Below are 26,382 nucleotides of genomic sequence, written 5' to 3'. Positions count from 1 at the left end.
GACCGGGCGGCGCTGATCGCTCAGCGGCGCGGCGCCGCCCAGGCATCGAGCTGCTCGAGGGCCCGCTCGATCGTGGTGCGGGACTTGCAGAACGCCATCCGCAGGTAGGCGCTCGCCTCGCCGGCCTGCCCGTCGCGGTAGAAGGCGGACAGCGGGATCGCCACCACCCCGGCCTCGGCGGGCAGGCGGTCGGCGAGGGCGTCGGCGTCGGGCTCTCCCAGCGGGCCCGCGTCCGCGACGGTGAAGTATCCGGCCTCGGGCACGCTCACCCGAAAGCCGATCTCACGCAACCCGTTAGTGAGCAGGTCCCGGCGCTCGCGCAGATCGGCGGCGAGATCGTGGAAGGCCGACGGCGGCATCGCCAGCCCCACCGCCACCGCAGGCTGGAAGGGTGCTCCGGAGGAATAGGTCAGCCACTGCTTCACCCCGGTGATCGCGGTGATCAGCTCGGGACGGGCGGTGATCCAGCCGATCTTCCAGCCCGTCACCGAGAACGTCTTGCCCGCCGAGGAGATCGAGATGGTGCGGTCCTGCGCCCCGGGCAGGGTCGCGATCGGCAGGTGGGCGGGACCGAAGGTGAGGTGCTCATAGACCTCGTCGGTGACGATCAGCGCGTCGTGCGCGACGGCCTCGTCGACGATCGCCTGCAGCGCGCCGACCCACAGCATCAGCCCGGTGGGGTTATGTGGGGTGTTCACCAGCACCAGACGGGTGCGGTCAGAGAATGCCGCACGCAGCGCGTCCTCGTCGACATCCAGCACTAGATCGCCCGAGCCAGCGTCGGCATCGGAGCCAGGACCGGAGCCGGCGTCGGGCGCGGCGTCGGAGCCAGAGCCGGAGGCGGGACGGGAGGTGACCGGCACCGTGCGGTGCACCCCGCCGGCCAGGGCGATCACCGCCGCGTACTGGTCGTAGAAGGGCTCGAGCGTGATCACCTCGTCCCCCGGCTCGACCAGCGCCAGGATCGTCGCGGCGAGCGCCTCGGTCGCGCCCGTGGTCACCAGCACCTCGGTGGCGGGATCCCAGTTCACTCCGTACCACTGGGCCTGATGCTCCGCGATCGCCTCGCGCAGCACCGCCTCCCCGGCACCGGGCGGGTACTGGTTCCTGCCCTCGCGGATCGCTGCGACCGCGGCCTCGGCCACCTCCGGCGGCGGGGAGTCATCGGGGAAGCCCTGGCCGAGGTTCAGCGCTCGGTGCTCTGCGGCGCGGGCCGACATCCGGGCGAAGACGGTGGGGCGGGCCACGCCGTCCTTCAGCAGCCCGGCAGCGGCGGTGGCACGGGTCCAGGGGCCTGAGATCTCCATGTGCCCGAGTCTGACAGAGAGGACCGCCGGCAGAGAGAACCGCCGGCAGAGAGGACCACCGGGGCACAGGTGGAGAACACCGGAGGGTGCAGACAGAGTGCACCGTAGGGTGCTGACAGAGAGCGCCACCCGCAGGGGCGCAGCGGGCCCTCAGCGGTTCGAGCGTCGCCGCACGTTCTCGATCAGGATCGGCATCAGGTCCTGCCGGGTGCGATCCGCCTTCCGCAGCGCCTGCCCGTAGGCGCGGGCATGCTTGCGCACCAGCCGACTGGAGACGATCTGGTCGCCGGCGGCGGCGATCGTGTCGTAGTCGTCCTCGGCGCGGACCATCGCGCGCAGGTAGTCGTCGCTGGCGCCGAGCAGCCGGGCCTCGACCCACTCCCGCACCACCGGCGCGGTGCGGTGCACGGTGAACCAGCGCTCGACGGCCTGCTCGAGGTCATCGGCGTCGGCCTGCAGGTTCCACAGCCGACCGCGATAGTCGCGCAGCGTCTCCGTGAGCTCGGTGGCGAGCTCCTCGTGCCAGTCATCGAGGTCGGACTGCTCGATGAGGGTCAGTGCAGCGCGGTGCTTGCGGGGGAGTACGGCGATCTCGCTGAAGCCCTGCGTGTACGTCGGCCGCTGGAGGACCAGCAGCAGTGGCTGCACGATGCGCAGCGAGACCCGGCGCGCGACCTTGCGGGAATGGCGCTGGTTGGCCCAGATCTCCAGCAGCCACAGCGCCAGACCGATGATCAGGCCCGTGATGCAGCCGATCACCATGTCCGGCCAGAACGTGGACCAGTCACCCGGCCAGGAGGGCCCTGCGGCGAGCAGGGGAGCGGGAGCAGTCATCAGCACAGGATCAGCCCCGGCGCAGGATCAACCACCGGCTCAGGAACAGCTATCAGCACAGGAAGAGCGATCAGCGCAGTCATGGCTCAGCGCCGGGGGAAGACGAAGCGGCCGTAGGTGATGTAGCGGAAGGACGTCGAGACGACCTGGCCGATCAGGGTGCCGGAGATGTTGTCCGCGAGCACCGAGTCCAGTCCCAGCACGTAGCGGGAGAACCCCAGGCAGGACAGCTGCAGCGCGGTCGCGATGAGGTTGATCAGGATGAACATCATGATTGAGCGGGCGGTGTCCGGCCGCGGCCGGTCTCCGAAGGTCCACAGTCGATTGCCGAGGTAGGTGAGGCAGGACGCGATGGCGATGGCGATGATCTTCGCCGTCAGCGGACTCGCGTGCATCAGCCCCTCACCCCAGCCGTGCGTGGGATGCCAGAACACCAGCAGGTTGTACATCGTGGCATCGAGCAGGAACACCACCCCGCCCACCAGCAGGAACTTCAGGGTGGGACCCAGATGCTCCGCCAGCAGTCCCGGAGCCCCGCGGCGCACGGCTCCTCGAGGCGCAGCGGTCCCCGGGGAGGAGGGGGACGGAGTGTTCTTCTCCGTCGTCGAGTCCGGGGTCAGCACGAGCGGCACTGTACCCGAGGCGTTACCATCGGAGGTCGGCCGCTGCGACGGGCCGGAGCGAACTCACAGGCGCCCCGGACCCTGGGAGCGCGCGGCCCGACCGTTGCGACGGGCAGGCGGGACCCACCGGGTTCCGAGCCCTGGGAGCGCGCGGTCACCGCCGCTGCGTCGGCCCGGTTCGTCACGTCTGACGGGCCACGTGCGCACGGCACCGCCACGACACCTCCAAGGAAGGCCCCCATGACTCACGTCGCCCTCACCATCGCCGGCTCCGAGACCACCGGCGGCGCCGGCGCGCAGACCGACCTCAAGACGTTCCAGCAGCTGGGCACCTTCGGCACCGCGGCACTGACCTGCATCGTCTCCTTCGACCCGAAGAACAACTGGGCGCACCGCTTCGTGCCGGTCGACCCGCAGGTGATCGCGGACCAGATCGAGGCGACCACTGCCGTGCACGAGATCGACACCGTGAAGATCGGCATGCTCGGCACCCCGACCACGATCGACACCGTCGCCGCCTCGCTCGCCGAGCGCTCCTTCACCCACGTGGTCCTGGACCCGGTGCTGATCTGCAAGGGCCAGGAGCCCGGTGCCGCGCTCGACACCGACAATGCGCTCAAGGAGAAGATCCTGCCGCTGGCCACCTTCGTCACCCCCAATCACTTCGAGGCGCTGACCCTCTCCGGGATGGAGCGCATCGAGTCCGTCGAGGACCTCACCGAGGCCGCTCGCCGCATCCACGACATCTATGACGTGGTGGTGCTGGCCAAGGGCGGCGTGGTGCTCGAGGGTGACGACGCGGTGGATGTGTTCTACGACGGGGAGCAGACCGTCGAGCTGCGCAGCCCGAAGATCGGCGAGCACCGGGTCTCCGGCGCCGGCTGCACCCTGGCCGCCGCGGTGACCGCCGAGCTCGCCAAGGGTGCGACCCCGCTCGAGGCCGCTCGCACCGCGAAGGCCGTGGTCACCAGCTCGATCGAGCATCGCCAGGAAGGCGCGACCCCGTTCGATGCGGTCTACCAGGGCGCGTACCGGGCCTGAGCGGCGCACCTGGGCTGCGGGGCAGGAGCTGCCCCGCAGCGACCAGGAGCTGCTGAGCAGGTGAGCCTCGGTCCCGAGGGAGCGGGCGGGGAGCAGGGCGTGCGGAGCATCACCTCGGATGGCTCACTGTTACGAATACGTTCCGACATGCGAACACTCGACCCAGGATGTGGACAGATGTCGCCGAGCGCCGCATTCTCGAAGGATGAACGAGAGCAGCACGCCCCCGGAGACGCCCCGCAGCGGGACGCCCGACGGGACCACCGGAGGCACCCCCGCGGCGCCACCGGCGTCCAGGTCCTCGCGCGCCCGCTCGCGGTCGACGTCGCGGTCGACGACGATCGGTGAGCCCCTGATCTCCGCGCGCGGCGTGGACAAGTTCTTCGGCGACTTCCAAGCGCTGAAGAACATCGACCTGGACATCCACCGCGGTGAGGTGGTCGCGCTGATCGGCGCCTCCGGCTCCGGCAAGTCGACCCTGTGCCGTTGCCTGAACCGCCTGGAGACCATCACCGCCGGCGAGATCACCATCGACGGAGAGCTCCTGCCCGAGGAGGGCAAGGAGCTCACCCGGCTGCGCGCCGACGTGGGCATGGTGTTCCAGAGCTTCAACCTCTTCCCGCACCTCAAGGCGATCGACAATGTGACCCTCGGTCCGCGGAAGGTGCGCGGGGTGTCCAAGGCCGAGGCGGATCAGCAGGCGATGGAGCTACTCGAGCGCGTCGGCCTCTCCGACAAGGCGAACTCCCTGCCCACCGCGCTCTCCGGCGGCCAGCAGCAGCGAGTCGCGATCGCCCGCGCGCTCGCCATGAAGCCCAAGGCGCTGCTCTTCGACGAGCCCACCTCGGCGCTGGACCCCGAGGTGATCAACGAGGTCCTCGACGTGATGACCGAACTCGCCGAGCAGGGCATGACGATGCTCGTGGTCACCCACGAGATGGGCTTCGCCCGGCACGTCTGCGATCGCGTGGTCTACATGGACCAGGGTGAGATCGTCGAGCAGGGCGACCCCGAGGAGTTCTTCACCGCCCCGCGCAGCGAGCGGGCGAAGGCGTTCCTGTCCAAGATCCTCGCCCACTGACCCGGCGCCCGGCGAGGCCCGCCCCCGAACCCACCCCCCGAGCCCGCAGATCCGAGCAGGATCCCCACCGACCACCGCGACAGCGGACCTCCGGCACCTGCCGGACCTGACCCGCCGCTCCTTCTGGAGCAGCTCAAAAAATGGAGAGAACCATGACGTCCACCAGCTTCCGACCCGGCCGCCGCGCCGTCGTCGCCGCCGCCGCAGCCCTGCCGCTGCTCGGCCTCGCCGCCTGCTCCACCGACACCGGCGCAGGCCCCGACCTCGGCGGCGGCGACTCCGATGCCTCCGACGGCGGCGGCGAGGGCGGTGGCTCCGGCGACGTGATCGCCTCCGGGCCGATCGCCGCGGACGACGCCGTCGCCGCGAGCCCCTGGGCCACCGCCATCAAGGACAAGGACCAGCTGGTGCGCGGCGGCACCGTCGCCAACCAGGTGTTCTCGCTGGCCAGCGTCTCCGGCGGGCAGCCCACCGGCTTCGACGCCGGAATCACCCAGCTGCTGGCCAAGTACATCCTCGGCGAGGGTGGGGAGGAGAAGGTCGAGTACATCGACACCACCGTCGAGACCCGCGAGACCCTCGTCCAGAACGGCACCGTGGACTGCGTGATCGCGACCTACTCGATCACCCCCGAGCGCCTCGAGGTCATCAACTTCGCCGGGCCGTACTACCTCTCCGGTACCGCGATCCAGGTGCGCACCGAGGATGCCGAGACGATCGCCGGCCCCGAGGACCTCACCGGGCTCAAGCTCGTCACCCAGGCGAACTCGACCGGGATCCAGGCCATCGAGGAGTTCGTGACGGATCCCGAGAGCGTCGAGACCCTCCCGGACAACGAGTCCTGCGTCGCCGCGCTCAAGCAGGGCCGCGTGGACGCGTACGTCCTTGACCAGGGCGTGCTGCTGGGCAACTCCGCCGCGGACCCTGAGGTCACCGTGGTGGGCGAGCCCTTCGTGGACGATCCCTACGGCATCGGCCTGTCGAAGGACAGCGAGGATGCCGTTGACTTCGTCAACACCTTCCTGCAGGAGATCATCGACTCCGGCACCTGGCAGGAGCTGTGGACCTCGACCGTCGGCGAGGTCATCGACGGCGAAGCCCCCGAGCCGCCCGTCCCCGGCGAGCTCCCCGCCTGATCCGTCGGAGGCTCCCTGAGCCTCTGACGACGCCGACCGCCCTCCGCGCGGAAGGGGATCGCCCATGCCGGGCGATCCCCGTCGGCCCCCGACCGCACCGAGAGGCACCCCATGGACGAGTCAGACGGGATCATCCAGTACCTGCGAGACAGCGTCGCCCTGCTCGCGGAGAATCTTCCGCTGCTGCTGCAGGGCATCGGCTTTACCGTCGCGCTCACGGTGCTCGGCTACGGCTTCGCCCTGATCCTCGGCACGGTGCTCGCGATCTTCCGGGTCAGCCCGATCCCGCCGCTGCGCTGGGGGTCCGCGGTGTATGTCGAGATCTTCCGCAACATCCCCCTGCTGAGCCTGCTGATCCTGATCGCCTTCGGACTGCCGGACGTCGGCCTGCTGCTGCCGTACTTCTGGTGCGGCGTGCTGGGGCTGACCCTCTCCTCGGCCGCCTTCGTGTGCGAGAACGTGCGCTCGGGCATCAACACGGTGCCGATCGGGCATGCCGAGGCGGCGCGCTCGATCGGGCTGGGCTTCTTCGGCACGCTGCGCTTCGTGGTGCTGCCGCAGGCGTTCCGCTCCATGGTCCAGCCGCTGGTGAACGTCTTCATCGGCACCGTGATCGGCTCTGCCCTGTGCTCGGCGATCGCGGTCAGCGAGATCACCTGGGTCACCCAGACCCTGAACATCCAGTCAGGGCGGGCCGTGGTCATGTTCTTGGTCGCCGGCGCCGTCTACCTCGGGATGTCATTGGGCGGTGCGGCGCTCGGCGGCGTGATCGAACGGGCCGTGGCACCGTCCAAGGGTGCCTCCCGCTCACAGTCCCGCACCACGCTGGACGTCACGGCAGGAGCACAGGCATGAGCACCACCTTCGGTCGACGAACTGCGAGGAACGAGCGGGAGGAGATGGGGAGATGAGCACAGCCACGTCCAGCACCGCCACCCAGGTCCTCTTCGACGCCCCCGGTCCGAAGGGCCGCCGCCGCATCCTGCTGCTGTCGGTCCTCAGCATGCTCGCGATCGCGGCGCTGCTGGCCGGAGCGCTGTGGCAGTTCCACGCCAACGGTCAGCTGGACCCGAACAAGTGGATCGTCTACCTGCGGGTGGACTACCTCGCATTCCTCGGACAGGGCCTCTGGGGCACCCTCAAGGTGACCGCGATCGCGGCGGTGGTCGCCTTCCCCTTCGGACTGCTGCTGGCGCTCGCGCGGATCTCACGCTTCTCGCTGCTCAACGGCGCGGCCATCACCTGGATCGAGTTCTTCCGCGGCATCCCGATGCTGCTGGTGGTCTACGCCTTCCTGCTCGCCCTGCCCGCCTTCGGCGTCACCTTCCCACGGTTCTGGATGCTCGTGATCCCGATGATCCTGGTCTCCAGCGCTTCCACCGCAGAGGTGTTCCGCGCCGGCATCAAGGCCGTGGACATCGGCCAGCACGAGGCCGCGGCGGCGATCGGGCTGAGCCGACGTGACGCGATGTTCTCCGTGGTGCTGCCGCAGGCGGTGCGCCTGGTGCTGCCCAGCCTGATCCTGGCGCTCGTGACCCTGCTCAAGGACTCCACGCTCGGCTATGTGGTCAGCTACAACGAGCTGCAGTTCCAGGGCAAGACGCTGGTCTCGATCACCCGTTACCTGGTGCAGACCTACCTGGTCGTCTCGCTGATCTACATCGTCATCAACTTCCTGCTCACCCGCATCGCGCTCGTGCTCGATGCGCGGATGAAGGCCCGCGCCGCATCGAGCTGAGCCCTGCGCCGCACTGAGCGCCGTCTTCCCTCCACCACTCGAAAGCTGGTCTGTGCATGTGCCGTCTGCTCGGTGTCGTCTCCCGTGAGCCCATCTCCCTGGATCGCGCGGTCGCGGAGGAGATCGAGCCGTTCACCGCGCAGTCCGAGGTGCACAGCGACGGCTGGGGGGTGGCCTGGTTCGAGGCGGCCGATGGGGCTGGTTCGCCGGAGGGGTCCGGTGCGGCCGGCGGGAGTGAGAGGCCGGCCGACGCTGAAGCGAGCGATGCCCGGCCGATGCCGCTGCCCAACCCCCGTCGGCCGCGGATCCGTCGGCACCTGGACGTGGCGCGTGAATCCGCCGCCTATCGCGAGGCGGTGCGCTCAGCGACCGGCCCGATGATGCTGATCCACCTGCGCAAGGCGAGCCCGGGTCTGGCGCTGCGGATCGACAACACCCACCCCTTCCGCGAGGGCGAGACCGTGTTCGCGCACAACGGCCAGTTCGACCTGCCGGAGGGCCTGGGCGAGGCGGTGCTCGCCCGCGGCGGCCGCACCCCCGAGGGCACCACTGACTCCGAGCTCTACTTCTCGCTGATCGAGCTGCACGCCCGGGACACTGACCCCGCGACCGCCGTGCAGCGCGCCGCCGCGGAGATCACCGCGCTGAGCCTCGAGCACGGGACCAGGGTGCCGGAGGCGCTGAACTGCCTGTACATGACCCCGGACCTGCTAATCGCCTACCAGCAGTCCGATCCCGCGCAGGCCCGGCCCCACCACACCGCGGACAACTACTCGCTGCGCTATCGCATCGATGCCGACCGGGTCATCGTCGCCTCCACCGGGATCCCCCAGACCGGATACCTCGAGGTGGGGGAGGGCCAGGCGCTCGTGGTCCATCGCCACGACCTCAGCGTCTCGGTGCGCCCGCGGATCGCTGCGCTGGTGACCTGAATGCTGCGCGCCGACCAGCCGGTCTGCTTCCGGCCGTGTCGTCCACCGGTCGGGCGCTCTCGGTAGGCTGGGCCTTCCGGCAGTGACAGCTCGTCGGCCCGACCCCCTCTGGGAGGCCCCGTGATCGGATTCGAGAACGTCCGGAAGGAATATCCGGGCGGGACGCTCGCCGTGCAGGATTTCCACCTCGAGATCGCCTCCCACGAATCCGTGGTGCTGGTCGGCTCCTCCGGCTCCGGGAAGACCACGCTGATGCGGATGATCAACCGCATGGTCGACCCCACCTCCGGACGCGTCCACATCGACGGCGACGATGTGGCCAGCCTGGACCCCGTCCAGCTGCGCCGCAGCATCGGCTACGTCATGCAGGCCTCGGGCCTGCTCCCGCACCGCACCGTGCTGGACAACATCACCACCGTGCCCGTGCTGCGCGGCACCGCCAAGCGCGAGGCCCGCGAGCGCGCGCACGAGCTGATGGAGACCGTGGGGCTGGAGGCGGCACTCGCCGGGCGCTATCCCTCCCAGCTCTCCGGCGGCCAGCAGCAGCGCGTCGGCGTGGCGCGCGGCCTCGCCGCCGACCCCAACATCCTGCTGATGGACGAGCCCTTCGGCGCCGTGGACCCGATCGTGCGCCACGAGCTCCAGCGCGAGCTGCAGCGCCTCCAGCACGAGCTGCGCAAGACCATCGTCTTCGTCACCCACGACATCGATGAGGCGTTCCTGCTCGGCGATCGCGTGGTGATCCTGAAGCCCGGCGGGATCATCGCCCAGGTCGGCACCCCGCAGGAGATCCTCGCCGATCCTGCCGACGACTTCGTCGCGAGCTTCGTCGGCGCGGACCGCGGCGCCCGCACCCTCCACATCGAACGCGTCGACGGCCGCGACGTCGTGGTCGACGCCGACGGGCGGCCCGCCGGGGTGCTCGCTGCACAGACGGCCGGACGCGCCGGCGACGGCCCGATGGGGGAGCGGCCCTCGTGAACTGGGTGCTCGAGAACCTCGAGGTGATCGGCGGCTACACCGGCGCTCACCTCCTCCAGGCGTTGCCGCCGATCCTCGTGGCGTTCCTGCTCTCGCTGCCGCTCGCGAAGCTCGCCAACGCCCGCGGCTGGCTGCGCACCTCCGTGACCACCACCTCCTCCCTGATGTACGCGATCCCCTCGCTGCCACTGTTCGTGCTGCTGCCGGGCCTGATCGGCACCAGCGTGCGCAGCCCCGTGAACATCTCGATCGCGCTGTCCCTGTACGGGCTCGCGCTGATGGTTCCCACCGCCTCGGATGCCTTCCGTTCGGTGAGCCGGGACGTGCTCGGCTCCGCGACCGCCCAGGGCTACGCGCCGGCCGCTCGGTTCCTCCGGGTCGAGCTGCCGCTGGCCGGTCCGGTGCTGCTGGCCGGGGTGCGCGTGGTCGCGGTGAGCACCATCTCGCTGGTCACCGTCGGCGGGGTGCTCGGCGTGCCGAGCCTGGGCATGCTGTTCGTCGACGGTGTACGACGCGGGATCGTCGCGGAGATCGCCGCCGGGATCGTCGTCACCGCCGCCCTCGCGCTGCTCACCGACGCACTGCTGGTGCTGCTGGGCCGCGCGGTGATGCCCTGGACCCGGCAGAGGGAGGTGCGCAGAGCATGACCGGAAATCCCTACGTCGGCTCCCTCGCCTGGCTCACCGACCCGGCGCACTGGTCCGGTCCGGGCGGCATCCCCCTGCGCACGCTCGAGCACCTCGGCTATACCGCCCTGGGGGTGCTCGTGGCAGCGCTGCTCGCGGTGCCCGTCGGCCTGTACGTCGGCCACACGGGCCGTTTCAAGGGCCTCGCCGTGGCCGCGGCCGGCGCCGCCCGCGCCCTGCCCACCCTGGGCCTGGTGACCCTGTTCGCGCTGCTGGTGGGGATCGGGCTCACCGCCCCGCTGCTCTCGTTCGTGATCCTCGCGATCCCGTCCTTGCTGGCCGGGGCGTATTCCGCCATCGAGTCCGCAGATCCCGCCACCGTCGATGCCGCGCGCGCCCAGGGCATGACCGAATGGCAGATCCTCACCCGGGTCGAGCTCCCGCTGGGCATGCCGCTGCTGGTGGGCGGGTTCCGCGGCGCGACCGTCCAGGTCGTCGCGACCGCGATGCTGGCCGCCTATGTCGGCAGCGGCGGGCTGGGCCGGTACATCTTCCAGGGCCTCGGCTCCCAGAACTATCCGCAGATGATCGCCGGCTCCCTGCTGGTGATCGCGCTCGCGCTGATGCTGGATCTGGCCCTGCTGCTGGCCCAGCGCCTCGCCACCCCGCGCGGGGCGAGGACGGCATGACTCGCTCCCGTCCGCAGGTCCCATCCTTCCCGCACATCCCACTCGGCCCGCACCATCATGAGGAGAACACCATGACCATCCACAGCACCCGCCGTCACCTGCTCGGGGCGTTCGGCATCGGCGGCGTCGCGCTCGGCGCCGCGGCCTGCGGCAGCTCCGACCCCTTCGCAGAGGAGGACGGCACCGGCGGCGAGGGCGGAGCTTCCGACTCCGGGTCCGGCGAGGGCGGGAATGGCGGCACCCTCGCCATCGGCTCCCAGGCCTACTACTCCAACGAGATCATCGCCGAGCTGTTCGCGCAGGTCCTCGAGGCTAAGGGGTTCACCGTCGACCGCCAGTTCCAGATCGGTCAGCGCGAGGTGTACATGCCGGAGCTCGAGGCCGGTTCGCTGGATCTGCTGCCCGAGTACCTCGGCAACCTGCTCCAGCATTACGACGCTGAGGCCGCCTCCGCGAGCCCGGAGGAGATCCACGGCGCGCTCGCCGAGGCCCTGCCGGAGGGCCTGCGGGTGCTCTCCTTCGCCGAGGCTTCCGATCAGGACTCCTACACCACCACCGCCGACTTCGCCTCCGAGCACTCCCTGGTCACGATCGGGGACCTGGCTGGTGTCGAGGAGGACCTCAAGGTTGCCGCGAACAGCGAGTTCGAGGTGCGGCCCTACGGTCCTGAGGGAGTCAAGACCGTCTACGGCGTGGACCTCACCGTCGTGCCCGTCGAGGACTCCGGCGGCCCGCTGACCGTGCAGGCGCTGATCGACGGCGACGTGCAGCTGGCCGACATCTACACCGCCGACCCCGCCATCGCCGAGAACGACCTGGTGGTGCTCGAGGACCCTGAGTCGCTGATCCTCCCGCAGAACGTGGTGCCGGTGGTGTCCGAGAAGATCGACGAGGCCGCCGCGGCGGCGATCGACGGGGTCCTCGCCCAGCTCAGCGCCGCGGATCTGGTCGAGCTCAATCGCCAGAGCGTGGTGGACCAGGCCAGCAGCGCCGACATCGCCTCGGGCTGGCTGACGGAGAAGGGCCTGGTCTGATGCGCATCGTGGTCACCGGGGCCACCGGGAAGGTCGGCGGGCAGGTGGCCCGGCTGCTGGCCCCGGCGCCCGGGATCGAGCTGCTGATGGTGGGGCGCAGCCTGCACCGCGCCCCGCAGCTCGAGGGCGTCGCCACGGCGCGAGCGGAATTCTCCGATGCAGACGCCTGCCGCACCGCCTTCGCCGGGGCCGACGCGCTGCTGCTGGTCTCCGTGGGGGAGGCCGAGGATCGCCTCGCCCAGCACCGCACGGCCATCGATGCCGCCGTCGCGGCAGGGGTGGGACATGTGCTCTATACATCCTTCCTCGGCGCCGGAGCCGATGCTGAGTTCACCCTCGCCCGCGACCACGGCGCGACCGAGGAGATGCTGCGCGGATCGGGACTGGCCTGGACCTTTCTGCGGGACAGCTTCTACGCCGACGTGCTGCTCGACTTCGCCGGGCCGGACCGGGTGATCCGGGGGCCGGGCGGCACCGGTCGCTGTGCCTTCGTGGCTCGGCGCGATGTGGCCGACGTGGCCGCCCGGATCCTGCGCGATCCCGCTCACTGGGCCGGCCGGGTCCTGGATCTGACCGGACCGGTGTCGGTGAGCCTCGCGGAGGCCACGCTGCTCATGACCCGTGCTCGCGATGAGGAGTACGAGTACGTCGACGAGACGCTCGCCGAGGCCCGTGCCTCCCGCGCCGCCTACGGGGCACCGGACTGGCAGGTTGACGCCTGGATCAGCACCTACACGGCGATCGCCTCCGGAGCGCTCGACGTGGTCGGCGACGGGGTGTGGGAGGTGCTGGGCCGGGAGCCGACGCCGCTCGCCGAGGCTGTCGCGGACCCCCTGTGACGGACCGACGCCTCGCTGTGACCAGCACAGATGCCAGCGCGCCAACCGCACGGTCGGCCCGCGGATGACATCTCGCAGCGGAGACGGCAGGGTGGGGGAGATGAACAGCAACCAGACCCACCTGACCGTCACCCGCACCGTCGATGTGCCCGCGAAGGATCTGTTCGATCTGCTCACGCTGCCGGCGCGCCACCCCGAGTTCGATGGCTCCGGCACCGTGCGCAGTGCCGATGACACCGAGCGCATCCACAAGTCCGGCGAGAAGTTCGTGATGAACATGCACCGCGAGGCCATGGGCGGCGACTATCGCACCCACAACTTCGTCACCGCCTACGACGAGAACAAGATGATCGGCTGGCAGCCCGCGCCGGAAGCCGAGGACGGCAGCGCGCCGACCGAGCCGCTGGGCTGGGAGTGGCTCTACGAGCTGAAGGCCCAGGGCGCCGGTTCCACCGAGGTGTCCCTGACCTACGACTGGTCGAGGGTCACCGATCAGAAGCTGCTCGAGAAGGTCGGCTTCCCGGCGATTCCGGAGACGGCTCTCGAGGAATCTCTGAACCTGCTCGCCGCGGCGGTCACGAAGTCCTGAGGCCCTGACCAGCACGCAGTGATCTCGGCGCCTCAGGCGCCGCTCGGCCCGGGGCCCCGGGCGCTGCTCGGCGCGGCGAGCGCCTCGAGGCCCCGGCGTCGCCCTCAGGCGGCCGTCGGGGAGGTGTCCCGGCGGACGTCGTAGACGGCCATCCGCACCCCGTTGGAGAAGTCCGCGGAGCGCACCAGCTCCAGGCGCTGGGTCGGGGCGTCGGCCGCGAACAGCCGCTTGCCGCTGCCCAGCAGGACCGGGAAGGTCAGCAGGTGGTAGCGGTCCACGAGATCCGCGGCGACGAGCGACTGCACCAGTCGGGCCGATCCGTGCACCAGGAGCGGCCCACCGTCGGTGTCCTTGAGCGCCCGCACCTCGTCCAGATCGCGCAGCAGATGGCAGTTCTCCCAGCCCGTCCCGGTGACCTGCTCGGCCGAGAGCGTCGTGGAGACGACATGCTTGGGCATCCGGTTGTACTGGCGGAACTGCTCGTCCATGCCCGGCCAGACCGGCGCGACCTCCTCGAAGGTGACGCGGCCCAGCAGCAGCGCGCCCGCCTCCTCCTGCTCGCTGCCCTTGATCTCGTACGCCTCGGGCACGAAGTCGATGCCCTGGAACGTCCACCCCGCCTGCGGGTGATCGCCGCCGCCGGGCGCTTCCATCACCCCGTCCAGCGTGAGGAACTCGGTGACGATGAGCGGATGGGCCATGGGAGCTCCTCGGGGCGGAACTGCGGGGTGGGCTGCAACATGCGCGCTGCTGCATGCGCGCCGCTGACTATCCTCGAGCTGACTGCCCTCGAGCTGACTGCTTTCGAAGCGTACGGGGGTCGCCGGGATGGCGGAAGTCTGTCAGGCTTCCTCTCAGGCGGCGACGAGGCCGCAGTCCGACCCCGAGGAGGACAGTCATGGCTGACGAATCCGCTCTCCACGCCGGTGGTGCGGTCCCCGATGAGATCGTGCGCAGCGTGCTGATCAATGCCAGCGCCGAAAACGTGTTCGCGGTCATCCGCGAGCCGGGCTGGTTCATCAACGACGGTGAGTACCGAGAGCACACCATCACCCGCCACGGTCCTCTCACCGAAGTCATCGACCCTGTCTACGGCAGGTTCCAGCTCGCGATCGAGGCCCATGAGCCACCGAACCGGATCTTCTTCCGCTGGCTCGGCGGCGGCCTCGGCGAGATCTCCGACGCGCCGAACAACACCGTCGAGTTCGTCATCGACCCCGCCGGGACGGCCAAGCGCAACCTGGTGCGGCTCACCGTGCGCGAACGCGGCTTCGCCAAACTCGGACTCGACGAGGCGGTGCGCCGTCGCAACTACGAGGAGAACCTCCACGGCTGGGAGCAGCAGCTCGGCGTGGCCCGTGATCTCGCAGAGGGCCGGCGGCGACAGCGCGACCAGGAGTCAGCGGCGCCGAGCGAGGAGTGAGCGGCGCCGGGCGAGCGATCGGCGGTTGATCGACGGCAGATCGGCCGCGACCAGGAGCGTCCACCGGGCACGGCCGCACCGCAGGTGAGCGGGCTATCCTCAAGGGATGGGCAGGGTCACCGACAGAGCACGGATCCGCACCGTCAGGGTGCGTGAGGGCAGGCTGTACGCCGGCCGCAAGGGCGACCACGTCGCCGTCGAGGAGCCGCTGGACATCCGCCTGAACGGTCAGCAGCTCTCGCTGACGATGCGCACCCCGGGCCATGACGTCGAGCTGATCCACGGCTTCCTCCACGGCGAGGGGATCATCGCCCACCGCGAGGACATCACCGAGGCCCGCTACTGCGACGGCGCCGTGGTCGACGACGGCAGCGGCTTCGCGCAGAACACGTACAACGTCATGGACTTCACGACCACCCGGCCGCAGCTGCTGCCGCTGGCCACCAAGAACTTCACCACCAGCTCGGCCTGCGGGGTGTGCGGTTCTGAGAGCATCGACGCGGTGCGGCAGAAGAGCCGCTACGCGCTGCTGAAGGACTGGCAGCTGGATCCCCGCGTTGTCCTCGCCGCCGCCCGCGCCCTGAACGACGAGCAGGCCGTCTTCGCCCGCACCGGCGGGGTGCACGCCGCCGCGCTCGTGGACCTCGAGGGGAACCTCCTGGTGGTCCGCGAGGACGTGGGCCGGCACAACGCGGTCGACAAGGTGATCGGCTGGGCGCTGCTCGCAGACCGGCTGCCGCTGCGGGACTGCTTCCTGCTGGTCTCCTCCCGCGCCAGCTTCGAGATCGCCCAGAAGGCCTGCATGGCCGGGATCCCCCTGCTGGCCTGCGTCTCCGCCGCGAGCTCCCTGGCCATCGAGACCTCTGAGGAGTTCGGCCAGACCCTCGTGGGCTTCACCCGCGCGGCCGAGGACGGCGACGGACGGATGAACGTGTACACGCATCCTGAGCGGGTGGACCTGGCGGGGGCGGAGGGCTGATCCCGCCGGATCGCCCTGTCTGCCCGCCCGCCCTGCCCGGCCCCAGCCCCGCCCGCCCGCCCGCCCTGCCCTGCCCTGCCCTGCGCCAGCCCGCCCTGCCCTGCCCCAGCCCCGCCCGCCCTGCCCTGCCAGCTCACCCAGCGCGGCGTGTACGGAATCGTGCAATTCTGAGCCGTTTCCGGGGCGATTCTGGCTCGGAATCGACCGATCCCGCTCGTGGGGCGAGCGTGCTCGCCCGGTGACGGCCGGGCGACGGTTCCTCCCCAGTGGCAGGTTTTCCACAGCCGGCCAGAGCATCCCGACGACGGTCGGGATGGCTCTAGCGTCGGGTGAATGGCGAGGGATTTCAGGCGGTACGCGGGGGCGCTGGATCACCGTTCGGCATGGCTGGAACTCGGCATGCATTCGCGGGATCTCGCCTCGGACCTCTTCACCACGGTGTTCCCCGGCTATCTGACCCTCACCAGCGGCCCTGCGACGCTCAACATCATGTCGTGGGTGCTGCAGAACAGGGTCCGTCCGGGCAGCGTCCTCAGCCACACGACCGCGGCGCTGCTGTGGGGCATCCCGATCCCTGGGGCGCTCGAGAAGGGGGTCGGCCTCCTCCGAGGCCCCGACCTGCAGGTGCGTGACGGAGTCGCGGTCATCCCCTCGGTGCAGCCGGGCCGTGCGCTGGGCGTCGACGCGAAGCTTCCCGTACTGCACTGTCGCGTCCCACCGGAGCAGAGCGGACGGATAGGGAGGGGCGCCATCGTGCATCGGCAGCGACCTGGCGGCACCGCACTGCTCGGCACGCTCGTGGTGTCGTCGCAGGCGGAGACCATTCGGGAGCTCGCGACGATGCTTCCGCTGTGGGACGTGGTCGCGGCGATCGAATCTGTGGTCGGACCAGATCCCGTGTCACCCGGGCAGACGATGAGGACTCTGGGTGCGGCCTTCGAGGCGCCTGGTGGCGGGGCGGGGACCGCACGTGCACGCCGAGCCCTCGCGCTGGCGTGTACACGGGTGCGCTCACCGGGCGAGACGGTGATGAGGCTGATGCTCGAGTCGGCAGGGTTCCCGGCACCGTTCCCGAATCTCCCGGTGCCGGACCCGCTCACGGGACGGACCCGCTACATCGATCTGGCGTGGGATGAGGTCGGCGTGGGCCTGGAGTACGACGGCGACGGTCATCGGACCACGAAGGAGCAGTGGCGCGCGGACGAGACTCGGCGCGACGAACTAGCGGCCCGCGGGTGGATGCTGGCACGCGCCAACGGCACGGACCTCTGGCGTCCACGTCGGATTCTGCTGCGTCTGCGTCGGAGCCTCGGGGAGAGAGGACTGCAGGTGCCGAGCGAGGAGCGCATCCACCGCACGCTGTCGATGCTGGCCGCGAAACGTCCCTCGATGCGCGTAAGTCCACGACCGGGGTGACCAGGGGCCGACCCCGCGGCAACCCGCGGCTGGCCCGGGCCAGATCCCGGGCCGGAGCGGTCGTTTCCGCGCCGGAGTGGTCGACCCCCAGCCGGATCGGTCGATTCCGAGCCAGATCGGGGCCTGTTCTGGCTCGGAATCGACCGGAATCGACGCAGAGAGCGCGGCGCACGGTGCGGGCGGCGCGGGGCGCAGAGCGAGCGGCTCAGGGCGCGGGGCGACTCAGGGCACGGGACGCATGACGCAGCTCGCGCGGCGCGGGGTGTGGGCGATGGCGGAGCGTCTCAGCGGAGGGCCAGCAGGTGCGCGGCGGTGACCTCGTCGAGGACCACGTCGGTCGCGACGCCGGCCCGCAGCGCCGCACGCAGGGGGAGCGCCTTGCGGGAGCCGGAGGCCACGAGCAGGCGGCGCGGGATCCGGGCGAGCTGATCCGGTGAGGTGCCGGAGCCACGGGCGTTCATCGCGATGTCGCGGTAGCCGCCGTCGGCGCGCAGGAAGACAGTGCACACATCGCCCACCGCGCCGTCGGCCCGCAGCGAGTGGAGGTCCTCCTCGGTGAGGTAGTTGTGCGTGTAGACGTGGCTGGGCACCTCGGCGTCGAACGCCCCGACACTGAACACCGCGACCGTCGCCTGCTGCTGCACGTCCAGGACCCGCTGCACGGAGCGCTCTCGCCACATCGCCTCGCGGGTCGCGGGGTAGTCGAAGAAGGCGGGCACCGGGAACTGGTGCACGGTCGCATCCCAGCGGGTGGCCGCGCGGGCGAGCACGGTGGCGATGTAGGTCAGTCCCGAGCCCTCCACGTTGATCGCGCCGTTGAGCTGCACGATCCGCATCCCCGGCACCGGCCTCGTCCGGACCTTGCTGAGCAGAGCCGCCATGGTGGTGCCCCAGGCGATGCCCAGGGTGGTCCCGGGTTCCAGCATCTCGTCGAGCAGGGTCGCGCCGGTCTCGACGACCGTGTGCAGGCGCTCGCGCTCGTCCGCGCCTGTGCCCATCGGCACCACATGCGCCTGGACCCCGTACTGCCGAGCGATGCGCCGACCGAGCTCCTCCACCCGGTGCGCCTCCGGCGGGCGCAGCGAGATCTGCACCAGCCCGGCCGTACGGGCGTCGGCGAGCATGCGGGAGACGGTGGAGCGGGAGACGGACAGCGAGCCCGCGATCGCCTCCATCGTCTGGCCCTCGCCGTAGTACATCCGTGCAGCCGCGAACGCGGTTTCCAGGCGGCCCTCGGGGATCATGCACCCAGTGTTGCACGTTCGTGCATCCGGCTTGCATCAGCCTGCACGGAGGTTCCACGATGTCGGTGACGGGTGCCCGCAGGATGCGGCACCCGAAGACGTCACGGCAAAGGAGCACCCACGTGTCCGATCAGCAGCGGTCCGCCCTCACCCCGGCCAGCCGGGAGGAGCACCTCGCGCGTCTGCGTGCCGCGACCGCACAGGACCCGCTCGACGTGCTCGTCGTCGGCGGCGGGGTCAACGGGGCCGGGGCCGCTTTCGATGCTGCCACCCGCGGTCTCTCCGTCGGCCTCGTGGAATCTCACGACTGGGCCAGCGGCACCTCCTCGCGCTCCTCCAAGCTGATGCACGGCGGCCTGCGCTACCTGCAGATGCTCGACTTCAAGCTCGTCGCCGAAGCGCTGCGTGAGCGTGACCTGCTGATCCAGCACACGGCTCCGCACCTGGTGAAGCCCATCAAGTTCGTCTTCCCCTTCTTCAAGAAGGTCGTGGACCGTGCCTTCATCGGCTCCGGCGTGATGCTCTACGACGCGATGCAGTCCATCGGCCACAAGCGTGCCGTCCCCTTCCACCGCCACCTCCTGCACGACAAGATGCTCGAGGTCTTCCCGGGCCTGGACGGCGAGAAGGCCGTCGGCGCGCTCGAGTACTACGACGCGCAGATGGACGACGCCCGCTTCGTGATGATGCTGGTGCGCTCTGCCGCGCAGCATGACGCCGTGGTCGCCAACTACACCACCGTCGTGGACTACCTGCACGAGGGCACCCGCGTCATCGGTGCCCGGATGCGCGACGAGGAGACCGGCGAGGAGTTCGACGTCCACGCCCGCGCGACCGTCCTCGCCGGCGGCGTCTGGACCCAGGACCAGCAGGAGCTCGCCGGGGCCGATGCCGGTCTCGAGGTGCTCGCCTCCAAGGGCGTCCATATCGTCGTGGACCGCGATCGGATCTCCGCTGTGCCGGACACCGGCATCATCACCCAGACCGAGAAGTCGGTCCTGTTCATCATCCCGTGGGACGAGTACTGGGTCATCGGCACCACCGACACCCCGTGGACCCAGGACCCGCGCGACGTGGGCGCGACCAGCGACGACATCGAGTACGTGCTCGAGCACGCCAACGCCGTGCTCGCGGAGGACCTCGGCCGCGAGGACGTCATCGGCGTCTACTCCGGCCTGCGCCCGCTGCTGCAGCCGGTGAAGAAGGGCGCAGGCGGCTCCTCCTCGTCCACGAAGGTCTCCCGTGAGCACACCGTCATGGAGGTCGAGCCGGGGCTGTCCGCGATCGCGGGCGGGAAGTACACCACCTACCGGGTGATGGCCGAGGACGTCGTCGACTTCGCGATCAAGGACTCCCAGCCGGGCCGCCCGAGCCTGACCCGCTCGATCCCCGTGATCGGCGCCCAGGGCTATGAGGCGCTCATGCGCGACAAGCGGGAGATCGGCCGACGCTACGGCTTCGACGAGATCCGGGTGGACCGGCTGCTGTTCCGCTACGGCGCCCTGCTGACCGATGTGCTCGCGCTGATCGATGAGGATCCCGTTCTCGGGGCGCCTCTCGAGCACGCCCCGCGCTACCTGCGGGCTGAGGCGCTGTACGCGGTCCGTGCCGAGGGCGCGCGCCACCTGGCGGATATCCTCCAGCGCCGCACCCGCCTGGACTACGAGACCCGCGACCGCGGCGTCGACGCGGCCGCAGAGGTCGCTGCGCTCGTCGGGCCCGAGCTGGGCTGGGACGATGCCGCCCGCCGCCGCGAGGTCGAGACCTACCGCAATCTCATCGCCGCCCGTCTGGACGGCGAACGCACCACCAGCGATGAGCAGGCAGCAGCCCGCCTCGCCGACGCCCCGGAGGTGCCCACCCGACGATGACCGACCCTGTGCCCGGAGACGAGATCCGGGCACTGCGTGGGGCGCGCACCGCGTGCGCCCCCGCAGAGCTCTCCCCGAGCTCTGCGACCGGCCGATCCGAGTTCCGCCCGACGCGCCCCCGCTCCATGACGAGCGGCCGGGCCGGCGTCACCCGTCCGACATGCCGTGCCCACTGATGCCGCGGCATGGACGTCGCGGAGCCCGATCTCAGCCGGAATCCGATCCGCACCGACGCGGATCGCTGAGGAGAACCACACATGGAAACACTCGGAACCATCCTGCTGTCCGAGATCGCGGGCACCGCGATGCTGACGCTGCTGGGCGGTGGCGTCGTCGCCAACGCCATCCTCGGCAAGACCAAGGGCAACGGCGGCGGCTGGCTGATGATCAACTTCGGCTGGGGACTGGCGGTCTTCGCCGGCGTCTGGACCGCCTTCAAGACCGGCGCCCACCTGAACCCCGCGGTCACCATCGGCCTGCTCACGAGCGAGGCCACCGAGTACGCGCCAGGCATCCCGATGACCTTCGGCACCACGATCACCTACTTCGTGGCAGAGCTGATCGGTGCCTTCCTCGGCGCCGTGCTGGCCTGGCTCGCGTACAAGAACCACTACGACCAGGAGACGGACGCCGGCACCATCCTGGGTACCTTCTCCACGGGTGCGGAGATCCGCTCCCGCGGCTGGAATGTGGTCACGGAGATCATCGCGACCTTCGTGCTGGTGTTCGTGATCATCATGTTCGGCAACACCCCGCATGAGCTCGGCCCCCTCGCGGTCGCCCTGCTGGTGCTCGCCATCGGCGCCTCCCTCGGCGGGCCGACGGGCTATGCCATCAACCCCGCCCGAGACCTCGGGCCGCGCGTGGCGCACGCGATCCTCCCGATCAAGCACAAGGGCGGCAACGACTGGGGATACTCGTGGGTGCCGATCGTCGGCCCCATGATCGGCGGTACCCTCGCGGGCCTCGCCTCGATCCTCTACTTCTGAGCAGCACCTCTGTTCGAACCAGCAGTCTCGCGCCCGAGCGTGGCGCTGCGACCTCACGACCTCTCATCCACGACGAAGGAGTTCCGATGAACGACCAGACGATGTACATCATGTCGATCGACCAGGGCACCACCTCGACCCGCGCGATCATCTTCGACCATGCCGGTCAGATCGTCTCCAGCGGCCAGAAGGAGCACGAGCAGATCTTCCCGAAGTCCGGCTGGGTCGAGCACGACCCCAAGGAGATCTGGAAGAACACCCGCGATGTGGTCGGCAAGGCGCTCGTGAACGCCGAGATCAACCGCCACCAGATCGCGGCCGTGGGCATCACCAACCAGCGCGAGACCGCCGTGGTGTGGGACAAGGCGACCGGCGAGCCGGTCTACAACGCGATCGTCTGGCAGGACACCCGCACGCAGAAGATCTGCAACGAGCTCGCCGGCGACGAGGGCGCCGACAAGTACAAGGAGCGCGTGGGCCTGCCGCTGGCGACCTACTTCTCCGGTCCCAAGGTGAAGTGGATCCTCGACAACGTCGACGGTGCCCGGGAGAAGGCCGAGGCCGGGGAGCTGCTGTTCGGCAACACCGACTCGTGGCTGCTGTGGAACCTCACCGGCGGAAGCAAGGGCGGCGTGCACGTCACCGACGTCACCAACGCCTCGCGCACGATGCTGATGAACATCGACACCCTCGACTGGAACGAGGACATCGCGAAGGACATGGGCATCCCGCTGTCCATGCTCCCGGAGATCCGCTCCTCCTCCGAGGTGTACGGCAAGGGCCGCAAGAACGACCTGCTCATCGACACCCCGATCGCGGGCATCCTCGGGGACCAGCAGGCCGCGACCTTCGGCCAGGCCTGCTTCGAGGTGGGCCAGGCCAAGAACACCTACGGCACCGGCAACTTCATGCTGATCAACACCGGTGAGGACCTGGTGCGCTCCGAGAACGGGCTGCTCACCACCGTCGCCTACAAGATCGGCGACAACAAGCCGATCTACGCCCTCGAGGGATCGATCGCGGTCACGGGCTCGCTCGTGCAGTGGGTGCGCGACAACCTGGGCCTGATCAAGGACGCCCCCGAGATCGAGGATCTCGCGAAGAAGGTCGACGACAACGGTGGCCTGTTCATCGTCCCGGCCTTCTCGGGCCTGTTCGCCCCGCACTGGCGCTCCGACGCGCGCGGTGCGATGGTCGGCATGACCCGCTTCCACAACAAGAACCACATCGCCCGGGCCACCCTGGAGGCCACGGCCTTCCAGTCCCGCGAGGTGCTGGATGCGATGGTCGCCGACGCCGAGAGCGAGGGCGTGGAGCTCTCGGAGCTCAAGGTCGACGGCGGCATGGTCATGAACGAGACCCTCATGCAGTTCCAGGCCGACATCCTCGGCGTGCCCGTGGTGCGTCCGAAGGTCATCGAGACCACCGCGCTCGGCGCCGCCTACGCGGCCGGGATCGCCGTGGGCTTCTGGGACGGCGAGCAGGACGTCATCGACAACTGGGCCGAGGACAAGCGCTGGGAGCCCGCGATGGACGACGAGACCCGCGACCGCTACATGCGCCTGTGGAAGAAGGCCGTCGAGCGCACCCTGGACTGGGTCGACGACGACACCGAGGCTCTGTACAGCTGACCCGCTGAGCACAGCGGAGTTGCACAGCCCTGTGCACGTGCTTCCCGATGGGAGCCGCGTGCGCAGGGCTGTCGTACACGGTCGACGCGCGAGGGTGACCCTTCGGTAGCAATCTGCTCGTGTGAGACCCTGGCGGGTGAGGTGGATCACGCTCCGCCACGCCGGAGGGCAGGGCCCGTTTCACAGTGCTGTGACCAGCAGGGTCGTCGACGATCCGTCGTCGATGCATGACTGCGATTCCCCCACCTCGGCAGTTCGCGGCGAGTACGGTCGGAGAGATCACCACCGACCCAGACGCCGTGCGGCGTTCCGTTGCCGCGCCGTGAGGTGCTGAGCAGGCGCGCCGAGCAGTCGTCCTGTCCCATTCCCCACTCCCCACCTCCCCACTTCCCCGCATCTGAGATCGGAGTCCTCCCATGGATCTCGCCTTCAAACTCGTCGCACTGGCCGTCTACTTCCTCGCGATGATCGGCATCGGCATGTACGCCTTCCGCAAGACCAAGGGCGGTGAGGACTACATGCTCGGCGGACGCCAGCTGCATCCGTTCGTCGCCGCCCTGTCCGCCGGCGCCTCCGATATGTCCGGTTGGCTGCTGATGGGCCTGCCGGGTGCGCTCTACATGAATGGTCTGGTCGAGGCGTGGATCGCCGTCGGCCTCACCGTCGGCGCCGGCCTGAACTGGTTCTTCGTGGCCCCTCGGCTGCGGCAGTACACGCAGATCGCCGGCAATTCGATCACCGTGCCGAGCTTCTTCGGCAACCGCCTTCACGACCGCACCAACGTTCTGCGGATCGCTGCGGGCCTGATCATCCTGGTGTTCTTCACCTTCTACGTCTCCTCGGGCATGGTCGCCGGCGGCGTGTTCTTCCAGTCGATGTTCGGCGGGCCCTATCTCACCGGCATGCTGCTGGTCGGCGGCGTCACCATCCTCTACACCCTGTTCGGCGGGTTCCTCGGCGCCAGCTATACGGATGTGGTCCAGGGCATGATCATGCTGGTCTCCCTGATCCTGGTGCCGGTCACCGCGATGTTCGTGGTTGGCGGACCGGCGCAGATGTTCGCCTCCGTGCGCGAGGTCAATGCCGACTTCGGCTCCATGACCTCCGGCGGCACCGCCATCGGCATCATCTCGGCGCTGGCCTGGGGCCTGGGCTACTTCGGCCAGCCGCACATCATCGTGCGCTTCATGGCGCTGCGCTCCTCGCGGGATGCCAAGTACGGCCTGGTCGTGGGCATGAGCTGGATGATCATCTGCGTGATCGGCGCCGTGTTCACCGCACTCGCCGGCCTGGCGTACTTCCAGCAGAACGCGGACGCGATCCTCACAGACACCAAGAACGGCGAGTCGGTGTTCCTGGACCTCTCGCAGCTGCTGTTCCATCCGCTGATCGCCGGCGTGCTGCTGGCTGCGGTGCTCGCAGCGATCATGTCCACCATCTCCTCACAGCTGATCGTCTCCAGCTCGGCGCTCATCGAGGACCTCATGGGCGGCATCGGTATCAGGCTCAGTGCCAAGGGCGCCCTGTGGGGCGGCCGCATCGGTGTGCTGGTGGTCTCGATCATCGCGGTGCTGCTGGCCCTGGACCCGGGCAGCTCCGTGCTCGGCCTGGTGGCCTTCGCCTGGGCCGGCTTCGGCGCCGCCTTCGGGCCGATCGTGCTCCTGTCGCTGTTCTGGCGTCGCCTCACCGCGGCCGGTGCCGCAGCGGGCATGGTCGCCGGTGCCGCGGTGGCCTTCGTCTGGGGACAGTTCTCCCCCGATGTCGCGTGGGGTCTGTTCGGCGAACAGCACCTGTACGAGATCATCCCCGGCTTCCTGGTCTGCCTCGTGCTCGCCGTCCTGGTCAGCATGATCACCCCTCAGCCGCCGGCGAAGGCGATGGAGGAGTTCGACGACATGCTCGAATCCTTGGCCAGCGGTGAGGCCCGCGACCGCAGCGCGGAGGCGGCCGGGGCCGCACCCGCCGCCGATACCACGGGCACCACCGGCACCGTCTGAGCCGCAGGGAGCACCGGGCCACCACGTCCGAGGTGCGCTCCCGCTTGAGGCCATGCGGCCGCGATGGATCGGACGATTCCGAGCCAGATCTTCCACATTTTGGCTCGGAATCGTCCGATCGCGGGTGCGGGTGCGGGTGCGGGTGCGGGTGCCGGGTGCCGGGTGCGGGTTCGGGTGCGGGGTGCGGCAGTGCGCCCGGGCCGGGTCAGCCGCCGAAGAGCAGCTCTGTCTCCGGCCCGCGCACCCCGGGTCGCACTGCGAACAGCGATCCGGCCGCCGGATCCTCCCCGTCGGGCAGGTTCTCGCGGCTGGTGGTGATGAACAGGGTCGACCTGTCCGCGCCGCCGAAGGTGCAGGCGGTGACCTGACGGGCGTCCACCGAGATCTTCTCGGCCACCGCGCCGTGCTCGTCGAGGCCGAGCACCTGACTGCCGGAGTGCATCGCCACCCACACCCGGCCCTCGGCATCGAGGCAGAGGCCGTCGGGATGGCCGTCCTCGCCGCTCAGGTCGGCGAAAGGCCTGCGCTCCACGAGCCCGTCCTCGTCGGACCAGTCGAAGAGATCCACCCGGCCGGTCGGAGTGTCGACGTAAAAGGCGCGGGTGCCGTCGGCCGTGAACGCGAGACCGTTGGAGATCGTCAGATCACCGAACTCACGGGTGGTGGTGCCGTCGGGTCGCAGCCGCCACATCGCGGCCGCACCCTGCGGAGCTCCGTAGCCCATCGTGCCGCACAGGAACGAGCCGTCCGGGGCGATGGCCCCCTCGTTCATCCGTACCGGCTCGTCCCACAGGTCTGGCAGCGGCTCGATCGAGCCATCGGCGTCCTCGAGCCCGAAGCCCTTCTCGAGCGCGAGCACGGCGCCGCCGCTCGAGGCCGGACGCACACAGGCGACCACCGAGCTCGGGGCCGGGAAGCGGGTCACCTCGCCACCGGGGCCGTCCGCCAGCAGGGGCGCGCCGCCGGCCCGGACCGATCCCTCCGGGCCCAGGTGCATGATGTCCCCGGCGAGCATGTCCACCCAGCGCAGGCCGCCCCAGGTGTCGGACCAGTACGGTCCCTCGGCGTGATGGCAGATCGAATCGGTGATGCGTTCGGCGTGCATGGGACCCTCCAGTTCCGCGGGGTGATGCAGAGCGCCGACGAGCAGCTCGTCGGTCCGGCCCACCGTACGCGGGGTCCGCGCGTGGCGGGCGATGATGCCGGCGTCGGCCCGACCCTCCACCGGGGCGAGTCGAGGCACGGCGCCCGGACTCGCGCAAACCCGGACTCGCGCAAACCCGGACTCGTGCAAACCCGGACTTGCGCAAACGTGACCCGGAACTCCCTGCAGTGCCCATAATGGGGTCCACCGCCGGCACCGAGGCCGGTGGGACGCTTCC

Annotated in this window: 25 protein-coding genes; 19 read left to right on the top strand and 6 right to left on the bottom strand. The window is 69.9% G+C overall.

Features of this window, described 5'->3' with window-relative positions; all coding sequences use genetic code 11:
• Window positions 1–20 precede the first annotated feature (20 nt).
• The 3 genes from ACT3UF_RS05195 to ACT3UF_RS05185 all read right to left on the bottom strand — a co-directional run bounded on the left by ACT3UF_RS05195 (window position 21) and on the right by ACT3UF_RS05185 (window position 2,764).
• Window positions 21–1,307 carry an aminotransferase class I/II-fold pyridoxal phosphate-dependent enzyme gene (locus ACT3UF_RS05195; RefSeq protein WP_444502160.1) on the bottom strand — a complete coding sequence of 429 codons (1,287 nt, stop codon included), beginning with the start codon at window positions 1,305–1,307 and terminating at the stop codon, window positions 21–23.
• Between the two features lie 150 nt (window positions 1,308–1,457).
• The gene (locus ACT3UF_RS05190) at window positions 1,458–2,141 is read right to left on the bottom strand and encodes a hypothetical protein (RefSeq protein WP_444502161.1); all 684 of its coding nucleotides are present in this window, start codon (window positions 2,139–2,141) and stop codon (window positions 1,458–1,460) included.
• A gap of 86 nt (window positions 2,142–2,227) precedes the next feature.
• A complete protein-coding gene (locus ACT3UF_RS05185) occupies window positions 2,228–2,764 on the bottom strand; it encodes a GtrA family protein (protein ID WP_444502162.1) in 537 nt (178 codons plus the stop codon).
• Between the two features lie 240 nt (window positions 2,765–3,004).
• Here ACT3UF_RS05185 and ACT3UF_RS05180 point away from each other — a divergent pair, with 240 nt between their 5' ends.
• From ACT3UF_RS05180 to ACT3UF_RS05125, 12 genes are all read left to right on the top strand, one after another.
• Entirely contained in the window at window positions 3,005–3,805 is an 801-nt protein-coding gene (locus ACT3UF_RS05180) for a hydroxymethylpyrimidine/phosphomethylpyrimidine kinase (protein ID WP_299303149.1), read from the top strand.
• A 205-nt stretch (window positions 3,806–4,010) separates the two neighbouring features.
• A complete protein-coding gene (locus tag ACT3UF_RS05175; protein WP_444502163.1) occupies window positions 4,011–4,886 on the top strand; it encodes an amino acid ABC transporter ATP-binding protein in 876 nt (291 codons plus the stop codon).
• A gap of 152 nt (window positions 4,887–5,038) precedes the next feature.
• Window positions 5,039–6,022: a glutamate ABC transporter substrate-binding protein gene (locus tag ACT3UF_RS05170; RefSeq protein ID WP_444502164.1), complete on the top strand. Its 984-nt coding sequence runs from the start codon at window positions 5,039–5,041 to the stop codon at window positions 6,020–6,022.
• 111 nt (window positions 6,023–6,133) lie between these two features.
• Entirely contained in the window at window positions 6,134–6,877 is a 744-nt protein-coding gene (locus ACT3UF_RS05165) for an amino acid ABC transporter permease (protein ID WP_299303144.1), read from the top strand.
• 52 nt (window positions 6,878–6,929) lie between these two features.
• Complete coding sequence (locus tag ACT3UF_RS05160; RefSeq protein ID WP_441444545.1) at window positions 6,930–7,760, top strand: amino acid ABC transporter permease; 831 nt, start codon at window positions 6,930–6,932, stop codon at window positions 7,758–7,760.
• 56 nt (window positions 7,761–7,816) lie between these two features.
• Window positions 7,817–8,692 carry a class II glutamine amidotransferase gene (locus tag ACT3UF_RS05155; protein ID WP_441444544.1) on the top strand — a complete coding sequence of 292 codons (876 nt, stop codon included), beginning with the start codon at window positions 7,817–7,819 and terminating at the stop codon, window positions 8,690–8,692.
• A gap of 120 nt (window positions 8,693–8,812) precedes the next feature.
• Window positions 8,813–9,673, top strand: coding sequence for an ABC transporter ATP-binding protein (locus ACT3UF_RS05150; protein ID WP_441444543.1), 861 nt, complete (start codon window positions 8,813–8,815; stop codon window positions 9,671–9,673).
• A complete protein-coding gene (locus ACT3UF_RS05145) occupies window positions 9,670–10,320 on the top strand; it encodes an ABC transporter permease (RefSeq protein WP_442332469.1) in 651 nt (216 codons plus the stop codon). The genes ACT3UF_RS05150 and ACT3UF_RS05145 overlap by 4 nt, the downstream gene beginning before the upstream one ends.
• Window positions 10,317–10,988 (top strand): ABC transporter permease, encoded by a 672-nt coding sequence (locus tag ACT3UF_RS05140; RefSeq protein ID WP_299303133.1) that lies wholly within the window; start codon window positions 10,317–10,319, stop codon window positions 10,986–10,988. The genes ACT3UF_RS05145 and ACT3UF_RS05140 overlap by 4 nt, the downstream gene beginning before the upstream one ends.
• Before the next feature lie 71 nt (window positions 10,989–11,059).
• Entirely contained in the window at window positions 11,060–12,022 is a 963-nt protein-coding gene (locus ACT3UF_RS05135) for an ABC transporter substrate-binding protein (protein ID WP_441444541.1), read from the top strand.
• Window positions 12,022–12,861, top strand: a complete 840-nt coding sequence (locus ACT3UF_RS05130; protein ID WP_442332468.1) for an SDR family oxidoreductase — start codon at window positions 12,022–12,024, stop codon at window positions 12,859–12,861. Before ACT3UF_RS05135 ends, ACT3UF_RS05130 begins: the two co-directional genes overlap by 1 nt.
• A 100-nt stretch (window positions 12,862–12,961) precedes the next feature.
• Complete coding sequence (locus tag ACT3UF_RS05125; RefSeq protein ID WP_442332467.1) at window positions 12,962–13,450, top strand: SRPBCC family protein; 489 nt, start codon at window positions 12,962–12,964, stop codon at window positions 13,448–13,450.
• A gap of 104 nt (window positions 13,451–13,554) precedes the next feature.
• On the opposite strand, the gene ACT3UF_RS05120 is transcribed toward ACT3UF_RS05125, so the two are convergent.
• Window positions 13,555–14,151 (bottom strand): dihydrofolate reductase family protein, encoded by a 597-nt coding sequence (locus tag ACT3UF_RS05120; RefSeq protein WP_442332466.1) that lies wholly within the window; start codon window positions 14,149–14,151, stop codon window positions 13,555–13,557.
• Between the two features lie 197 nt (window positions 14,152–14,348).
• On the opposite strand from ACT3UF_RS05120, the gene ACT3UF_RS05115 reads away from it, so the two are divergent.
• From ACT3UF_RS05115 to ACT3UF_RS05105, 3 genes are all read left to right on the top strand, one after another.
• Window positions 14,349–14,873, top strand: a complete 525-nt coding sequence (locus tag ACT3UF_RS05115) for a polyketide cyclase (protein WP_441444537.1) — start codon at window positions 14,349–14,351, stop codon at window positions 14,871–14,873.
• Between the two features lie 106 nt (window positions 14,874–14,979).
• Entirely contained in the window at window positions 14,980–15,852 is an 873-nt protein-coding gene (gene fdhD, locus ACT3UF_RS05110; protein WP_441444536.1) for a formate dehydrogenase accessory sulfurtransferase FdhD, read from the top strand.
• A gap of 399 nt (window positions 15,853–16,251) precedes the next feature.
• Entirely contained in the window at window positions 16,252–17,268 is a 1,017-nt protein-coding gene (locus tag ACT3UF_RS05105) for a hypothetical protein (RefSeq protein WP_441444535.1), read from the top strand.
• 284 nt (window positions 17,269–17,552) lie between these two features.
• On the opposite strand, the gene ACT3UF_RS05100 is transcribed toward ACT3UF_RS05105, so the two are convergent.
• Window positions 17,553–18,512 carry a sugar-binding transcriptional regulator gene (locus tag ACT3UF_RS05100; RefSeq protein ID WP_441444534.1) on the bottom strand — a complete coding sequence of 320 codons (960 nt, stop codon included), beginning with the start codon at window positions 18,510–18,512 and terminating at the stop codon, window positions 17,553–17,555.
• A gap of 122 nt (window positions 18,513–18,634) precedes the next feature.
• Between ACT3UF_RS05100 and ACT3UF_RS05095 the strand changes: the two genes are divergently transcribed.
• The 4 genes from ACT3UF_RS05095 (at window position 18,635) to putP (ending at window position 25,000) form a co-directional block, all read left to right on the top strand.
• Window positions 18,635–20,383 carry a glycerol-3-phosphate dehydrogenase/oxidase gene (locus tag ACT3UF_RS05095; RefSeq protein ID WP_441444533.1) on the top strand — a complete coding sequence of 583 codons (1,749 nt, stop codon included), beginning with the start codon at window positions 18,635–18,637 and terminating at the stop codon, window positions 20,381–20,383.
• Between the two features lie 257 nt (window positions 20,384–20,640).
• The gene (locus ACT3UF_RS05090) at window positions 20,641–21,372 is read left to right on the top strand and encodes an MIP/aquaporin family protein (protein ID WP_441444532.1); all 732 of its coding nucleotides are present in this window, start codon (window positions 20,641–20,643) and stop codon (window positions 21,370–21,372) included.
• A gap of 86 nt (window positions 21,373–21,458) precedes the next feature.
• Window positions 21,459–23,003, top strand: coding sequence for a glycerol kinase GlpK (glpK, locus tag ACT3UF_RS05085; protein ID WP_444502166.1), 1,545 nt, complete (start codon window positions 21,459–21,461; stop codon window positions 23,001–23,003).
• A 416-nt stretch (window positions 23,004–23,419) separates the two neighbouring features.
• The gene (putP, locus tag ACT3UF_RS05080; RefSeq protein ID WP_442332792.1) at window positions 23,420–25,000 is read left to right on the top strand and encodes a sodium/proline symporter PutP; all 1,581 of its coding nucleotides are present in this window, start codon (window positions 23,420–23,422) and stop codon (window positions 24,998–25,000) included.
• A 205-nt stretch (window positions 25,001–25,205) separates the two neighbouring features.
• Here putP and ACT3UF_RS05075 read toward each other — a convergent pair whose 3' ends face one another.
• On the bottom strand, window positions 25,206–26,105 hold the full coding sequence (locus ACT3UF_RS05075; protein WP_441444529.1) for an SMP-30/gluconolactonase/LRE family protein: 900 nt from the start codon (window positions 26,103–26,105) through the stop codon (window positions 25,206–25,208).
• Window positions 26,106–26,382: the final 277 nt, after the last annotated feature.

The sequence above is a fragment of the Brachybacterium sp. AOP24-D1-21 genome (assembly GCF_052378665.1).
GTDB lineage: Bacteria > Actinomycetota > Actinomycetes > Actinomycetales > Dermabacteraceae > Brachybacterium.
The sequence above is the reverse complement of the archived record's forward strand: the minus strand, read 5'-3'. Positions and strand labels throughout refer to the sequence as shown.

Coding starts and splice junctions, on each gene's coding strand:
- ACT3UF_RS05100 (WP_441444534.1), bottom strand. CDS start 18,512: ATGATCCCCGAGGGCCGCCTGGAAACCGCGTTCGCGGCTGCACGGATG.
- ACT3UF_RS05105 (WP_441444535.1), top strand. CDS start 16,252: ATGCATTCGCGGGATCTCGCCTCGGACCTCTTCACCACGGTGTTCCCC.
- ACT3UF_RS05175 (WP_444502163.1), top strand. CDS start 4,011: ATGAACGAGAGCAGCACGCCCCCGGAGACGCCCCGCAGCGGGACGCCC.
- ACT3UF_RS05140 (WP_299303133.1), top strand. CDS start 10,317: ATGACCGGAAATCCCTACGTCGGCTCCCTCGCCTGGCTCACCGACCCG.
- ACT3UF_RS05155 (WP_441444544.1), top strand. CDS start 7,817: ATGTGCCGTCTGCTCGGTGTCGTCTCCCGTGAGCCCATCTCCCTGGAT.
- ACT3UF_RS05090 (WP_441444532.1), top strand. CDS start 20,641: ATGGAAACACTCGGAACCATCCTGCTGTCCGAGATCGCGGGCACCGCG.
- glpK (WP_444502166.1), top strand. CDS start 21,459: ATGAACGACCAGACGATGTACATCATGTCGATCGACCAGGGCACCACC.
- ACT3UF_RS05115 (WP_441444537.1), top strand. CDS start 14,349: ATGGCTGACGAATCCGCTCTCCACGCCGGTGGTGCGGTCCCCGATGAG.
- fdhD (WP_441444536.1), top strand. CDS start 14,980: ATGGGCAGGGTCACCGACAGAGCACGGATCCGCACCGTCAGGGTGCGT.
- ACT3UF_RS05135 (WP_441444541.1), top strand. CDS start 11,060: ATGACCATCCACAGCACCCGCCGTCACCTGCTCGGGGCGTTCGGCATC.
- putP (WP_442332792.1), top strand. CDS start 23,420: ATGGATCTCGCCTTCAAACTCGTCGCACTGGCCGTCTACTTCCTCGCG.
- ACT3UF_RS05160 (WP_441444545.1), top strand. CDS start 6,930: ATGAGCACAGCCACGTCCAGCACCGCCACCCAGGTCCTCTTCGACGCC.
- ACT3UF_RS05075 (WP_441444529.1), bottom strand. CDS start 26,105: ATGCACGCCGAACGCATCACCGATTCGATCTGCCATCACGCCGAGGGA.
- ACT3UF_RS05190 (WP_444502161.1), bottom strand. CDS start 2,141: ATGACTGCTCCCGCTCCCCTGCTCGCCGCAGGGCCCTCCTGGCCGGGT.
- ACT3UF_RS05180 (WP_299303149.1), top strand. CDS start 3,005: ATGACTCACGTCGCCCTCACCATCGCCGGCTCCGAGACCACCGGCGGC.
- ACT3UF_RS05125 (WP_442332467.1), top strand. CDS start 12,962: ATGAACAGCAACCAGACCCACCTGACCGTCACCCGCACCGTCGATGTG.
- ACT3UF_RS05130 (WP_442332468.1), top strand. CDS start 12,022: ATGCGCATCGTGGTCACCGGGGCCACCGGGAAGGTCGGCGGGCAGGTG.
- ACT3UF_RS05170 (WP_444502164.1), top strand. CDS start 5,039: ATGACGTCCACCAGCTTCCGACCCGGCCGCCGCGCCGTCGTCGCCGCC.
- ACT3UF_RS05120 (WP_442332466.1), bottom strand. CDS start 14,151: ATGGCCCATCCGCTCATCGTCACCGAGTTCCTCACGCTGGACGGGGTG.
- ACT3UF_RS05195 (WP_444502160.1), bottom strand. CDS start 1,307: ATGGAGATCTCAGGCCCCTGGACCCGTGCCACCGCCGCTGCCGGGCTG.
- ACT3UF_RS05165 (WP_299303144.1), top strand. CDS start 6,134: ATGGACGAGTCAGACGGGATCATCCAGTACCTGCGAGACAGCGTCGCC.